The sequence below is a fragment of the Brachyspira suanatina genome, from assembly GCF_001049755.1.
Lineage (GTDB): Bacteria > Spirochaetota > Brachyspiria > Brachyspirales > Brachyspiraceae > Brachyspira > Brachyspira suanatina.
Map to the genome: position 1 here is coordinate 1288414 of NZ_CVLB01000001.1, position 14318 is coordinate 1302731.

Below are 14318 nucleotides of genomic sequence, written 5' to 3' on the forward strand. Positions count from 1 at the left end.
TGATGGCAAATATTAGTATGGATACTATTAAAGAGCTTAGAGAACGTACAGGCGTAGGTATAATGGACTGTAAAAAAGCTCTTCAAGAAACTGACGGCGATATGGATAAAGCTATTCGCCTTCTTAAAGAAAAAGGTGCGGCTGTTGCTGCTAAAAAGAATGAACGTACTGTTAAAGAGGGTTCTATAGGTTTTTGCGTTAATGATGATAAAACAAAAGTTGCTTGTATAGAACTTCAGTGTGAAACTGACTTTGTTGCTAAAAATGAATTATTTATCAATTTAGCTAAAGAAATTGCTAATACAGCTATGGGATTAGATGATGTATCAGTAGAAACAGTTTTAAATGCTAAAGGTTCTAACGGCGATACTATTCAAGGTATGATAAATGAAGGCATACAGAAATGGGGTGAAAAAACTGTACTTGCTGAAGCTAAAGTTATGAAAACAGATGGTTTCTTCGGTACTTATGCTCACTTCAATAATAAACTTGTTGCTATAGTAGAATTTGACGTTAAACCTAAAGGTAAATGTCAGGAAATAGCAGATCAAATAGCTATGCATGTTGCTAGTGAAAAACCTCTAGCTTTGAATAGAGAAGGAGTAGATCCTAATGCTGTTAAAGAGCAGAAAGAAATATTTGAAAAACAAGTAAGAGATGCTGGAAAACCTGAAAATATGATAGAAAAAATCGTTGATGGTAAAATGAGTTCTTGGTATTCTGAATCTGTTCTTATAGACCAAAAATTATTTACTGACAACAAAATCTCTATTAAAAGTTTAATAGATGAAGTTTCTAAAGAAGCAGGTTCTACTGCAACTATTAAAGATTTTGTAATTGTTTCATTAGGTTTATAATTTAATAATTACTTAAAATAAAAATTAAGCGGATTGCCATTTTTGGCACTCCGCTTTTATTTTGTACAAATTAGTTTTAAACAATAAAAAAGGTTATGACAAAAATCATAACCTTTTTTAATAGAGTATAATAAATGAGTTATTAGTTCATTAATCGCTGAATGATATAACACCTTCAATAATAGCCTCAAATCTTTCAGGTTCAATGATCATTACTGTATCATCTACTTTCAAGTTAGGAGCAAAGTCACCTATACTTATTAAGAAAGAGTGGGCACTCTTGTACTGTCTTGCATATTCCATAAACTGATCAACAGTATCCTGTCTCATAGGATATCCTGAAGTATCTAATGCAAATGTACTCTTATATGACTGACCTTCAGAACCGAATTTCTTAATAGTTACAAAGAATACTAATGTGTCGGATTTTTTAGTATGATCTGTAACTACATATCCGTTTAATGTTAATATTCTATAGAAGTATTTTTCAAGATATTCTATAATATCCATTTCCAATGCAGTTCTGAATGCATTATTAGCAATAATAGAACTGTAAGTCTTTAATTTCTGATCAACATCTAAGTATATGTTTCTTATAGATTTAATTATTTCCCATTGTTTAACAGCAGCTTCAAACTGTTTGTTTTTTACCAAAGTTTCAGCATATCTGTATCTTTCATCTACAACTTTTTCACTTGCTATATTTTCTTTAGTTAAAACCTGTCCATAATATTCTCTAGCTTTAGAGAAGTTACCAAGTTCATAATAAGAATTGGCAAGATTCAAAGATATTGCATCTTTATCTGATATATCATTACTTTCATAAGCTATTTCTAATTCTTTTATAGCATTTTGGAAGTCTCTGCTTGAAGATAATATTTCACCTAAAAGTAAATGGTACTCAGGATTAGAATTATCTAAAGCAATAGCTTTTTCTATCTGCTGCTGAGCTGCATGATATGAACGAATTTTATAAAAACAAAAAGCCAACATATACAATAGTTGAGGATTACTATCATTTTGAGCTACTGCTAATGAGAAATATTTTTGTGCTTGTACCCATTCCCCATAATTATAACAAACAAGTCCTGCTTTATATAATGAATCATAATCCTGATCCCTAATTTTTGTGATCATATCATATTCATCTATAGCTTTTTTACTGTTTCCTGTTTGTTCATATATTTTTGCTAAGAATTCTCTTACAGACAATTCTGTTAATTCTTTTGTAAAATAAGCTCCGTCTATCATATTTTGTAATGCGGCCATGGCCAATATATATTGCTGCTGTTTATAATACATATTAGCAGTCATCCATAATATATTAGCATCTTTTTTATATTTAGGGTCTAATGTATTAATCTCTCTCATGGCTACATCATAATTTTGTTCATTATAAGCCTGAACGATTTTTTTTAGTTTAATAGGGTATGATCCACTCTTTATAACATATTGAGTGGCAAAACCTAATAAAACGATTAAGACTAATATTACAATTAATGAAGCTTCCACGGTTCTTATCCCTTTTATTCATAGTATATAACTGGACTTCCAGTTTCTTCTGATTCATTTAATGCATCTTTGATTTTTTTCATCATATTATCTTTTACAACAAATACAGACATTTTATTTGACATATTATGAGAAAAATCAAATCCGCTTACAGCCATAGATACATTAATATCTACGGGTTCTTCATCATATTCAAAATTATAATTTTTTAATGCTTTAAAATATCTTTTTGTAGCTTTCCAAGCCTCTTCTTCATTAGCAAAAATCACAGAATATATAATACCTTCATAAAGTAGGCATTGATTTTCACCTATTCTGGCATTTTTCTTTATCGCCCTTATAAGTTCATCTTCTAATTTTTTATAAATAGCATTTCCATATTCTTCTCTTATAGAACTTGCATTTGATATTTTAAAAGCTATCACTCCTATAGCATGCTTATATCTTTGTGAAAATGCTATTATATTTTTTATGGTACTAGAAAATATTTCATATTCTGATTTATCTATTCTAACAACTTCATAGTCATTATTTGCATAATTTTCATCATCTTGTTGTATCACATTATTTTCTATACTATATCCTAAATTATACAATATAGTTTTGTACATAAATATCATAAGTTTTTTTATATTATATGATAACTGTATTGATATAAAGAATAATCCTATAGCTAATATGCTGCTATAGAATGTATAATCCCTTTTATATAATAACTTTTGTATTTCTGGAACATAACTTAAAGATAATATTAATATTATGGAAGTAACAGCAAAAAAAAGTAAATTTTCTATTGTTCTAGAAACTCCTGTATAACTTTTTGTAGGCTGCATTAATACTATAATAAAAGCATATAATATAGAAATTCCTATCCATATCCATACCCAAACATCAAGAGCATATAATAAATACACAAAGAAATTTTGAGTATTAGGAGATATCAACAATATATATATAGGTATTATTATAGCACTATATATTAAAGTGCATATCATAGCGGCAAAAAATCCATATATATATGATTTAGATAAGTTTATTTGTTTATCTTCCATAATAGTTACCTAATTTTGTACTAATTAATATTTAATATAGTTAACATCACCTGTTTGTCCAAAGAGCTTTATCATCTTTTCTAGTTTATCTCTATTTGAATATAATAAATATTCAAGTCCCTTTCTTCCTTTTCCTATAATAGAGATAAAACTTTCTTCAGTAACACAAACAGCATTTGCTCCCAACACTAAATATTTAAATACATCAACTCCATATTTAGGAGATTCTGCAAGTATATTAAAGTGGTGATTTGAATTAAAATCTACTTTATTTACAGTATCGGCAACTTTTTCCATACCTTTTAATGCATACTTATTATTATTTGAAAAATAAACATTATTTATATGAGATATTTTCATATTATCTAAATCTCTATTGCTTGATATCCCTTTTATGATTAAAGGTATATCTAATTGCTTGGATATTTTTGCTAAATCTTTTTCAGTTTTGAAATGTATCTTATTTAATTCATTTATATTATAGCAGTAAGTAAAATCTATACCAACAGCACAAGCACCATTCCTTTCCGCTGATTGTAATTTCTGTGTTACTATTTCTTTGGTATTATTACCATCTATCATAATAATACCTCTTTTTCTTCCTTTTATAGTTTTTAATGATAATTCAAATATTTCATTATCATTAAAGTCATTGAATATTGCAAGTACTTCACAATTAGAAGCTACATCTATAACTGTTTCATAATATTCTTTTATATCCATAATGCCGTTTATTGCTTCTCTTAAATTATGGATTGTATCTATTATAGTAGGCTGAGATAGATGCATATTAAATATATTGGTTTCTATATTTGCCTCTGGTTCTTTATGAATTATACTAGGGCTGAAATTATATTCAGAAAGTCCTGTTTTATCTTCAGTATCTTCAACAAATAAATATGAAGCATTTGAATTAGATGACAATTTTTCTTTAGCAACTTTTTTGATTTCATCTATAGTGATGCTTTTTTCATCTGTTAATTTGAAATGTACGTAGCTCATAGCTTTATTTGCCATAGCTATAGCTTCATCTCTTGTATTTCCTACAGCTATTATATTACCGGCTTTCTCTAAATTGTTTGTAGGAGTAACTAATATATCACCAGGTTTTGTTTTAATAAATATTTCTTTAATACCTTCTATTTTTTTAGCATTTTCAACACCGTCAATAGATTCTATTATTCCTGTGCCCGGAAGAAATGCTTTTTCAACAGAAACTTTATCCCATTTAGGCTTTAAATCACTTGGAGGATTTCCTAATGCTATTTCTATTGCGTTTTTTATTAAATTTACGCCTGTAGCAAGAGGGTAGGTGTATGCACTCATAAAACCGCCGGATAATCTTGCCGCAATTTCTCCAACCATAGCACCATTTTTTGTTACTTTTATATCACCTTTGGCAGCTCCGATTTTTAAATTTAATGCTTTTATACCAGCTTTCATAACATTAATAGCATCATCCAGCTTTTCCTTTTCTAATGCAGAAGGCAGTATATGACCTGTTTCTATAAAAAATGGAGGAAATTCTATTATTCTGTCTGCAACACCTGTAACATATATTTCATCATTATATATAAGCATATCAATAGAAAGTTCCGGACCATCCATAAATTCTTCCATTATTACTTCTCCTGAAGGCGAAGCACTTTTAGCTCTGTTAAATGCCGCTAAGACATCGCTTTCACTTGATACTTTCATTACACCGCGAGCCCCCATATTATCAGCAGGCTTAACAACAACAGGTGTATTTAAATGCTTATATGCCTCCATTGCCTCTTCATAATTCCATACAGGAAAGAAATTCGGCTGAGGAACATTATTTTTCTTGAATCTTTCACGCATTCTTATCTTATTTGAAGCAGCATAAGCATCTTCAAATCTATTTCCGGGAAGTCCCAAAGCATTAGCTACAGCAGCAACGGTAGTAGAAGCATCAGTACCTACAGTGATAACTCCATGTATTTCCATTTTCTGGCTTAAATCTCTTGCCGCCCTTACACTTCCATCAACATCTCTAGTGGACACTATCATAGGATAATCTGCTATCTTCATACCTGGAGCATCTTTATTATAATCAAAAACTATTGTATAAAGTCCCATTTCCTGAGCTATTTGTATTGCTGGTACTTGAAGAAGTCCCGCACCTATTATTATTATACGTTTGCCTTTCATATCAATATTGCCTTTTATAATTAATTTAAAATATTCCTATATAGTGTTATTAGTATCGAAATTTTAATACCAAACTAGAGAAATTTTCATTATATAGTGTCTAAATATTATTGAACTATATATAATTAATGATATAATTTTTTTAAGCTGCGTTTTTAGCAAAGGTATTCTATAATGATTAAAAAAAGTATTATTATTATTTTATTTGTTTTGATAGTTTCATGTAATAATAAAATTACAAATCCTTCAGAAACTATCAATAGTATAACTTATTATAATACATCTGATGCAGAAATAGATAAATTTAATATTTCTAGATATAGTAAATATAATGAAGTTTATCTTTGTAAAGATGTTAAGTTTAAAAAAATAGCTGAATCACCTAATAGTATTATTTATTTAGAAGATGGATATGATATAAGTATTGATAAAATAAAAAGTTTCTGTACCAAATTTGAAGAATATTATCCTATTGAAATAGAAATGTATGGTGAGCATACAGATATGGATGCAAATGGTAAAGTTATATTATTAATAGCCAGACTTACTGATGAAGGTAATCCGGCACCGCCTAAAGGATATTTTTATATGGGAGATTTATTTGATTATATAGAAGATTCAAATAAAGGAGAATATTTATATATAGGTGTTGATGCTATAAAAAATGAAGCTGATTTTACTTTAGGCATTATTTTGCATGAATTACAGCATTTGATTAATGCTAGTGTGAATTTCATGAGGGGCGGAAAAGAAATGGATTTGTGGCTTAATGAGTCACTTTCAGAATCAACATCTATTCTATTTGCCCCTTTAATTATTGATTACAGAGTGGGATTATTTAATGGAATTGATTATTATTCTTTTTATAGTTGGTATAATACTTATAATGTTATAGATAATAATCCTAAATATATATATAATAGTTATGCCTCTGCATCAATATTTATGCAATGGCTTTACACTAAAGATAAATACATTTTTCAAAAAATAGCTCATTCTGATATTGCAAAAAACAGTTATCAAAGACTTTTAGATTCTGTTCAGCATTTAAAACAGGGCGGATATGTATGGGAAGATTTATTTTTTGATTGGATAGAAGCAGTAGATAATGGAGCTGTTTCAGGTGTTTCAATAAATAAAGTCGCTCCAAATTCAAGTATAAAATTAGATCCAGGTTCTTTAGTTGTTTATGACTCTTTAGATGATGATTCTCAAAATGCTAATATAGCTAATCTTTCAAGAAGGATAATCAATAAAGAAAACAAAAAAAATATATTAGCTTTCAATAATATTACATTAGATGCAGTGCCATATATTCCAGATGATAAAAATGTAGTTATGTTTAATACTCCTAATATTAATAGCTCATTATTAAGGAATACTATTAATATTTATAAACCTAAAGAGGCTATTGGAAATCATTTTATAGATAGAATAATAAAAATAAATGATCTAAAAAATCAGTAATATTTGTGGAAAATAAAAAATTATTATTTTATATATAAGTATGTAAATATAAAAATAAATTCTTATTCTAATGTGATAGAATGCAATTATCTTACAAAAATGTACTAGTTGGTAATTATTTTATTCATAATAAATTAATATATTTTCTGATTAATCATATTTTATAATTAACAATCTACCTAATCATTAATTATTATATATTGATATTTATTTCATTATAAATAAAAAATATTTAATAAAAAATTGACAATGAATTATTTATTTACTATACTATAATTAAAAATGTTACAGTACACGCAATTATGAAAGAGATTTTAAAAAGTTATGAATAATAAAAAACCAAATATAATATTAATTACAGCAGATCAAATGAGGGCTGATTCTATAGAATATATAAATAACGAAGTAAAAACACCAGTATTGAATGAATTAGCAGAAAATGGAACAGTATTTACAAATTCTTTCTGTACAAGTCCTGTATGTACTCCTTCAAGAGCTTCTATCTTTACAGGAAGATACCCAATGAATATAGGAGCTTGGAATATAGGAACAGAACTAAATGAAGATGAAATTACTTTAGCAGATTATTTGAAAGAAGAAAATTATTTTAATGTTGCTTCAGGTAAAATGCATTTCAGACCTCAGCTTAAAAATCTGAATTGGGAATTTGAAGATGTACCAAAAAGAGATAGAGTAAGAGAAAGAGATAAAACTTATTATGGATTTGATATAACACATATAACAGAAGATGATAAGCAAGGTGAGTATCTAGATTTTGCTAATAGTCATGGATGCAATTTAGAAACAGGTAAAGGATGTGACGGAATTAATCCTATACCAGAAGAATTACATCAAACTTATTGGACAGCACAAAAGGCTATAGATGAGATAGATAATTTTAATTTTGATAAGCCATTATTTATGTGGGTAAGTTTTGTTGATCCTCATCATCCATTCGATCCTATAAAAAAATATTATGATATTTACAAAGATATTAATCCTAAAGAACTTAATAGTAAATTAAAATTGGATAAAAAAAGACCGGAACATTTAACTAAACAGGGTGAAAGAGGATATTGGCCTGGCGGCGGTGAAGAGCATAATTATAGTGAAGAAGAGATAAAAGAAATAAAAAGACTTTATTACGGAATGATAAGCTTTATAGATGCTCAGATAGGAAGAATTATTGATAAATTAAAAGATAAAAATGAATTTGATAACACAATAATAATATTTACAAGTGATCATGGAGAATATTTAGGAGATTATGGGCTTTTGAGGAAAGGTCCTTTTATGTATGATTGTTTGATAAAAGTTCCATTATTATTTTATGGTAAAGGTATAGTAAAAAATAGAAGTGATGAAATAATAGAAAATATTGATATACTGCCAACTATATTAGATATGTTAGGAAAAGAAATTCCTTATGGTATACAAGGTCATAGTTTAAAGAATATTTTAATAGGTGAAGATCAAAATAAAAAATATAAAAAAGGTGCAGTAATTACTTATGATGCTCATGATAGAGGCATATTTATAAAGACATATAGAACTAAACAATATAAACTTTCAATATTTTTAGATGAAGAGTATGGAGAGTTTTATGATTTAGAAAAAGATCCTAATGAAGAAAATAATTTATTTTTTAATAAAGAGTATGATGAAATAAAAAATAAATTATTATTAGAAATGTGTCATAAGATGATAGAATGTAGCGATCCTTTAAACAAAAGATATGCTAATTGGTAATTCTTTTATTTTTTATAATAAATTAATATTTTAAGGAGATATCAAAATGAAAAAAACAGTGAAAATTATTACTTCATTAGTTTTAATCACATGTCTATTTTTATTAGCTTCATGTGCTAATAAAGGATCATCATCTTCTGGTGATGCAAAAACATTAAAAGTGGCTGTAATGCCGTTTTTAAACTCTGTACCTATTGAGTATATGATAAATAACAAATTAGATGAAAAATATGGTTTTAAAATTGAAACTGTATATTTCCCGTCAGGCGGTCCTATGAATGAAGCATTAGGTGCTGGTTTATGGGAGGTTGGTACATTAAGTGCTGCTTCTGTATATTCTTTGGCTAATTATAATGCACATGTTGTGGCTGATATAGGACACTCTGAAGGCGGTATAGAAGTATTAGTTAATCCTGATTCTGATATATTAACAGTTAAAGGTGTTAATAAAGATTTTCCAGAAGTTTATGGGGATGCTGCTACTTTAAAAGGTAAAACTATAGCTGTACCTACTGGAACAATATCACATTTGAATGTTATACATTGGCTTAGAGCTATAAATGTTGATCCTAATACAGTTAATATAGTTCATATGGAATTCCCTCAAGCATATCAGGCTTTAAAAGCTAAAAAAATAGATGCTGCTGCTTTGAATCCTCCAACTTCTTTCTCTGCTGAAGCTGATGGAATGAAAATAGTTTCAAGTTTAACTACATTAAATATACCTCAATACGATTCAATAATAGTATCTGATGAAGCTTTTAAGAATAAAAAAGATACTGTAGTTCTATATATTAAAGCATTTTTAGAAGCATGCGATGCATTACAGGCTGATCCTAATATGGCTGCTCAAGAATTATTGAATTGGTATACAAAAAATGGATCTACTTCTACTTTAGAAGCTTGTCAGTCTGAAGTTCAAACTCGTCCTTTTGTTACAACAGAAGAAATCAAAAATATAAAAACAGGTGATTCTGTAAGAATAACAGCTGACTTCTTTGCTAGCCAGTCTTTAATAACAGAGGATAAATTAACTGTTGTTGATCAAAATGTAGATACTGAATTATTAGGTAAAGCATTAAATTGAAGAATAATTACTTAAATTAATTAATAAAAAAGGACTATGTATATGGAAGAGAATATAGAAAATATTTCGTTAAAAGAAAAAGAAAAAATCGTCATAGCCAACAAAAAGAAAGAGAAAAGCAAATTTTTTATTATATCTGTAATATCAGTTGTAGTATTTCTTATAATATGGCAATTAATAACAGATGTATTTAAATTATTTCCTTCATATTCTCTTCCAAGTCCTTATACAGTTTTTAAATCTTTTATTTATAAACTTACAAATAAAGCACCTGATAATGGTACATTGTTTCAGCATATATTAGCATCTTTGCAGGTAGCATTGACAGGTTATTTTTTAGGTGCTGCTATAGGAATACCTCTTGGAATATGTATGGCTTGGTTCAAAAAATTTAATTTAGTTGCAACTCCATTATTTGACCTTATAAGACCAATACCTACTATAGCATGGATACCTATGATGATATTATGGTTTGGAATAGGATTAGGAGCAAAATCAGCAATAGTATTTATGTCTGCATTTGTACCTTGTGTAATTAATACTTATAGCGGAATAAAAGCAACCACTCAAGTGCATTTATGGGTAGCACAAACTTTTGGTGCTTCAAGAAGACAAATGCTTAAAGAAGTTGCTATACCAACAGCTTTGCCTTATATATTTACAGGGCTTAGAGTATCTCTAGGTTCTTCTTGGACTTCTTTATGTGCAGCTGAAATGTTGGCAGCAAGCAGAGGTTTAGGATTTATGATACAGTTAAACAGACAATTAGCTAGAGCAGATTTAATAATAGTAGGTATGCTTACAATAGGGGCTGTAGGAGCAATTTTATCTGTTGGATTAGGGTATTTAGAAAAAAAATATGTTAAAAGATAATAGGGTGTAATTATGAAAAATAAAGAAAAAAAAAGATTGAAATTATCAGATTTTGAGAAACCTATTTGGGCTGTTATATCTATAATAGGATTCTTAATCGTATGGCAATTATTAACAACTTATACTCCTATAAAAATAACTACCCCGAAGCCATTAGAAGTATTCAAATTTTTAGTATGGAGTTTAACTCATAATATAGGTCAGCAAACTATATTAGGACATATAGTAATAAGTATATTCAGAGTATTAACAGGTTTTGCTATAGGTGCTGTAACAGGTGTTATATTAGGAATATCTATGGGAGTTAATAAATATGCAAGAGCAATAATAAGACCATTTTTTGAAGTATTCAGACAAATTCCTCCTATAGCTTGGATACCTATGGCTATACTTTGGTTTGGAATAGGTGAGGTTCCTAAAGTATTTATAATATTTATTGGTACTTTTGTTAATGTTACTTTGAATGCTTATGCAGGAAGTTCTCAAGTTAATCCTACTTTAATAGGGGCGGCTAAGATGCTTGGTTCTAATGATAGAGATATATTTTTGCATGTTATACTTCCAGCTTCTGTGCCTCAAATATTCAATGGTATGCAGGTAGGTTTTTCAGTAAGCTGGATGGGGGTATTAGCAGCTGAAATGGTTAGTTCTTTTGCCGGTGTAGGTTGGGTTATAATAAGAGGTTCTGATACCGCAAATATACCTCAAGTTTTAGCTGGTATGATAGCTATAGGTATAGTTGGTTTATTATTATCTTCTTTAATGAGATATATAGAAAAGAGATTAACTATTTGGAATTCTACTGGTATATAATAATTAATTTGAGGCGTTAATATGGAAAATAAAACTATTATAAAAATGAATCATGTTAATAAAGTGTTTTTCAGTGAGCATGGATATAAAGAAGTTATAAAAGATATAAGTCTTGAAGTGAAAGAAAATGAATTTGTTGTATTATTCGGACCCGGCCAATGCGGAAAAACAACATTGATAAATTTGATAGCAGGACTTGAAACAGCAGAAAATTCTGATATAGAAGTTAATGGAAAAAAGGTAACAGAGCCTCATCCTGAAAGAGGTGTTGTATATCAAACTACTGCTTTATTTCCTTTTTTGACTGTTATGGAAAATGTAGAGTTTGGTCCTAGAGCAAGAGGAATACCAAAGAAAGAGAGAAGAGAAAAAGCAAAATATTATATAGATTTGGTGGGACTAAATGGATTTGAAAATAGTTATCCGAATCAATTATCCGGAGGTATGAGGCAGAGGGTAGGTATAGCTAGGGCATATTGTAATGAACCTGTTGTTATGCTTCTTGATGAGCCTTTCGGACATTTGGATGCACAGACTAGATATATGATGGAAGAAGAAGTTGAAAAGATTTGGCAGAAAGAAAAAAGAACTGTTGTATTTGTTACTAATAATATAGAAGAAGCTGTTTATTTGGGTGATAGAATAATACTTCTTACAAACTGTCCTACAGTTGTAAAAAAAGAATATATTATAGATTTGCCTAGACCTAGAAGATTAACTGATCCTAATTTCCTTAAAATTAGAAATGAAATAAATGATAATATGGATATAACTTTATAACATAAAAAGGATATATTTATGACAAACGATACTAGAGAAGTAAAAGTAAAAGTTTCAAGATTAACAAAAAAATTCGGAGATTTATTGGTTTTAAATGATATATCATTTAATGTTATGAAAGGTGAGTTTTTATGCATAGTAGGACCTACAGGCTGCGGTAAAACTACATTTTTAAATAGTCTTACAAAGTTATATAAACCAACTTACGGAGCTATACAAATAGATGGTGAACATGTTGACTTAAAAAAACATGATATAGCATATATATTTCAGGAATATTCTACTATGCCTTGGCTTAAAGTAGAGGAGAATGTTAAGTTTGGATTGAAAATAAAAAAACTTCCTCAAGATGTTATTGAAGAGAGGGCAGACAGAGTAATAAAAATGGTTGGACTTGAGAAGTTTAAAAACTTTTATCCAAGTGAGCTTTCTGCTAGTATGCTTCAAAGGGTTGTTATAGCCAGAGCATTTGCAGTAGAGCCTGAATTACTTTTAATGGATGAGCCTTACGGACAATTAGATGTTTCTTTGAGATTTAAATTAGAAGATGAGCTTTTGAATATATGGAAAACTTTGGGTACTACAATTATATTTATTACGCATAATATAGAGGAAGCTGTTTATTTAGGTGAAAGAGTTTTAGTATTGACTAATAAGCCAACTTCTATAAAAAAAGAAATACATATAGATTTGGAGCATCCTAGAAATATAGCAGATCCTAAATTTGTTGAATATAGAGAAGAAATAACAGAACTTATAAAATGGTGGTAATACAGATAAATTTCATTATAAACTTATCTAATATAATAAAATTGAAAAATAGAGTAGGGTAGAGTTATAATAAATTTTCTCTGAATATCACTTGTGTTTCTATATAAGTATATCTTTTATCCGGTATAGTTTTTGTAAGCAAGTATTCAAATAAAACTTTTATTGCTCTGTATCCTTGTTCCTGCGGATTTTGTGTTATTGAAGCTATTATTCCTCTGTCTAAAAGTCCTTCTTTTACAACTTCTGAAAAGTCGTAGGTGATGATTTTTATTTTATTGTATAGCCCTAATTCTTTAATAGCATTTATAACATATTTACTAGTTTCGGCACCCGGACATATAACAACATCAGTATCCATATGTTTTAATAAGTTATCTTTACTTTTATCAAAATTAAGATTATTATCTTTTTCCATTTCTATTATTGATTGTACATTTACATTTTTATAATCAGAATTAAGTCTGCTCACTAAACTGTCAACACGTTTTTTATTTCCAAGCATTTTATTGAAATTATTTGAAAAAACTAATAAATTAATATTATTTCCGTTTGATATGATATTCAAAAGTGAAGCTGCTATCTCTCCAGCTAAATCATAATTGCATCCGACATAAGCTATACAATCTTTGCTGTTTACAAAAGAGTTTAAAAGCACTATAGGGAAATTATTATTATAAAGTTCAGATATTTTATTTATGACTCTCTCATCATTTATGGCAACTATAGCCATAGCATTAGCTCCTTCATTAATAGCTTCTTCAATGAGTTCTAATTGATTATCAGCATCAAAGTCTTTACATCTTTTTATAATAACAGACATTCCGAATTCTTCTATTTCTTTTCCGGCTATTTCTATTCCTTTTATAACATCTTCAAAAAATAAATTGTTATAAGTATTTAGAACTGCAGCTATTTTGAATTTCTTTTTCCTAATGGCTAATGACTTGGCTATTTTATCAGGTTTATAATTCAATGACTTTGCAATATCCAATATTTTTTGTTCTACATCAGGGTCTATTCTTCCTCTGTTATTTAAAGCTCTGTCAACTGTTCCTATTGAAACTCCTGCTAATTTTGCTATTTCTCTTATGGTAGCCATATAAATTCCTTTTGATTGTCTAATAAACATAATAAATATTTTTATTTTATATGTCAAATATTTTATTAAAAAATAAGTATTGTAAC

General features: G+C 28.4%; 12 protein-coding genes. 8 read left to right on the forward strand and 4 right to left on the reverse strand.

The genetic code is table 11. The features are described from left to right. The first annotated feature begins 2 nt into the window (after positions 1 to 2). Complete coding sequence (tsf, locus tag BRSU_RS05625; protein ID WP_048594300.1) at positions 3 to 857, forward strand: translation elongation factor Ts; 855 nt, start codon at positions 3 to 5, stop codon at positions 855 to 857. Between the two features lie 150 nt (positions 858 to 1007). Here tsf and BRSU_RS05630 read toward each other — a convergent pair whose 3' ends face one another. Genes BRSU_RS05630 through BRSU_RS05640 form a run of 3 tightly spaced genes read right to left on the reverse strand, consistent with a single transcriptional unit; the run spans position 1008 to position 5593 of the window. Continuing rightward, positions 1008 to 2369, reverse strand: coding sequence for a tetratricopeptide repeat protein (locus BRSU_RS05630; protein WP_048594301.1), 1362 nt, complete (start codon positions 2367 to 2369; stop codon positions 1008 to 1010). Positions 2370 to 2383: 14 nt separating this feature from the next. Beyond that, complete coding sequence (locus BRSU_RS05635; protein WP_048594302.1) at positions 2384 to 3421, reverse strand: hypothetical protein; 1038 nt, start codon at positions 3419 to 3421, stop codon at positions 2384 to 2386. A gap of 24 nt (positions 3422 to 3445) precedes the next feature. Beyond that, positions 3446 to 5593, reverse strand: coding sequence for an ATP-grasp domain-containing protein (locus BRSU_RS05640; RefSeq protein ID WP_048594303.1), 2148 nt, complete (start codon positions 5591 to 5593; stop codon positions 3446 to 3448). 174 nt (positions 5594 to 5767) lie between these two features. Between BRSU_RS05640 and BRSU_RS05645 the strand changes: the two genes are divergently transcribed. From BRSU_RS05645 to BRSU_RS05675, 7 genes are all read left to right on the forward strand, one after another. Further along, positions 5768 to 7060: a hypothetical protein gene (locus BRSU_RS05645; RefSeq protein WP_048594304.1), complete on the forward strand. Its 1293-nt coding sequence runs from the start codon at positions 5768 to 5770 to the stop codon at positions 7058 to 7060. A gap of 324 nt (positions 7061 to 7384) precedes the next feature. Next, entirely contained in the window at positions 7385 to 8809 is a 1425-nt protein-coding gene (locus tag BRSU_RS05650; RefSeq protein WP_048594305.1) for a sulfatase family protein, read from the forward strand. Between the two features lie 46 nt (positions 8810 to 8855). Further along, complete coding sequence (locus BRSU_RS05655; RefSeq protein ID WP_048594306.1) at positions 8856 to 9896, forward strand: ABC transporter substrate-binding protein; 1041 nt, start codon at positions 8856 to 8858, stop codon at positions 9894 to 9896. A gap of 42 nt (positions 9897 to 9938) precedes the next feature. Further along, positions 9939 to 10769, forward strand: a complete 831-nt coding sequence (locus BRSU_RS05660) for an ABC transporter permease (protein ID WP_014487861.1) — start codon at positions 9939 to 9941, stop codon at positions 10767 to 10769. A 12-nt stretch (positions 10770 to 10781) separates the two neighbouring features. Beyond that, positions 10782 to 11582, forward strand: coding sequence for an ABC transporter permease (locus tag BRSU_RS05665; protein WP_048594307.1), 801 nt, complete (start codon positions 10782 to 10784; stop codon positions 11580 to 11582). A gap of 21 nt (positions 11583 to 11603) precedes the next feature. After that, entirely contained in the window at positions 11604 to 12362 is a 759-nt protein-coding gene (locus tag BRSU_RS05670) for an ABC transporter ATP-binding protein (protein ID WP_014487863.1), read from the forward strand. Positions 12363 to 12380: 18 nt separating this feature from the next. After that, positions 12381 to 13133 (forward strand): ABC transporter ATP-binding protein, encoded by a 753-nt coding sequence (locus BRSU_RS05675; protein ID WP_012669982.1) that lies wholly within the window; start codon positions 12381 to 12383, stop codon positions 13131 to 13133. Between the two features lie 64 nt (positions 13134 to 13197). On the opposite strand, the gene BRSU_RS05680 is transcribed toward BRSU_RS05675, so the two are convergent. Continuing rightward, entirely contained in the window at positions 13198 to 14232 is a 1035-nt protein-coding gene (locus BRSU_RS05680) for a LacI family DNA-binding transcriptional regulator (RefSeq protein ID WP_048594308.1), read from the reverse strand. Between the last annotated feature and the right edge of the window lie 86 nt (positions 14233 to 14318).

Excerpts from the sequence above, each read along its gene's own strand:
- tsf (WP_048594300.1), top strand. The coding sequence starts at position 3 with ATGGCAAATATTAGTATGGATACTATTAAAGAGCTTAGAGAACGTACA.
- BRSU_RS05635 (WP_048594302.1), bottom strand. The coding sequence starts at position 3,421 with ATGGAAGATAAACAAATAAACTTATCTAAATCATATATATATGGATTT.
- BRSU_RS05640 (WP_048594303.1), bottom strand. The coding sequence starts at position 5,593 with ATGAAAGGCAAACGTATAATAATAATAGGTGCGGGACTTCTTCAAGTA.
- BRSU_RS05645 (WP_048594304.1), top strand. The coding sequence starts at position 5,768 with ATGATTAAAAAAAGTATTATTATTATTTTATTTGTTTTGATAGTTTCA.
- BRSU_RS05650 (WP_048594305.1), top strand. The coding sequence starts at position 7,385 with ATGAATAATAAAAAACCAAATATAATATTAATTACAGCAGATCAAATG.
- BRSU_RS05655 (WP_048594306.1), top strand. The coding sequence starts at position 8,856 with ATGAAAAAAACAGTGAAAATTATTACTTCATTAGTTTTAATCACATGT.
- BRSU_RS05660 (WP_014487861.1), top strand. The coding sequence starts at position 9,939 with ATGGAAGAGAATATAGAAAATATTTCGTTAAAAGAAAAAGAAAAAATC.
- BRSU_RS05665 (WP_048594307.1), top strand. The coding sequence starts at position 10,782 with ATGAAAAATAAAGAAAAAAAAAGATTGAAATTATCAGATTTTGAGAAA.
- BRSU_RS05670 (WP_014487863.1), top strand. The coding sequence starts at position 11,604 with ATGGAAAATAAAACTATTATAAAAATGAATCATGTTAATAAAGTGTTT.
- BRSU_RS05675 (WP_012669982.1), top strand. The coding sequence starts at position 12,381 with ATGACAAACGATACTAGAGAAGTAAAAGTAAAAGTTTCAAGATTAACA.
- BRSU_RS05680 (WP_048594308.1), bottom strand. The coding sequence starts at position 14,232 with ATGGCTACCATAAGAGAAATAGCAAAATTAGCAGGAGTTTCAATAGGA.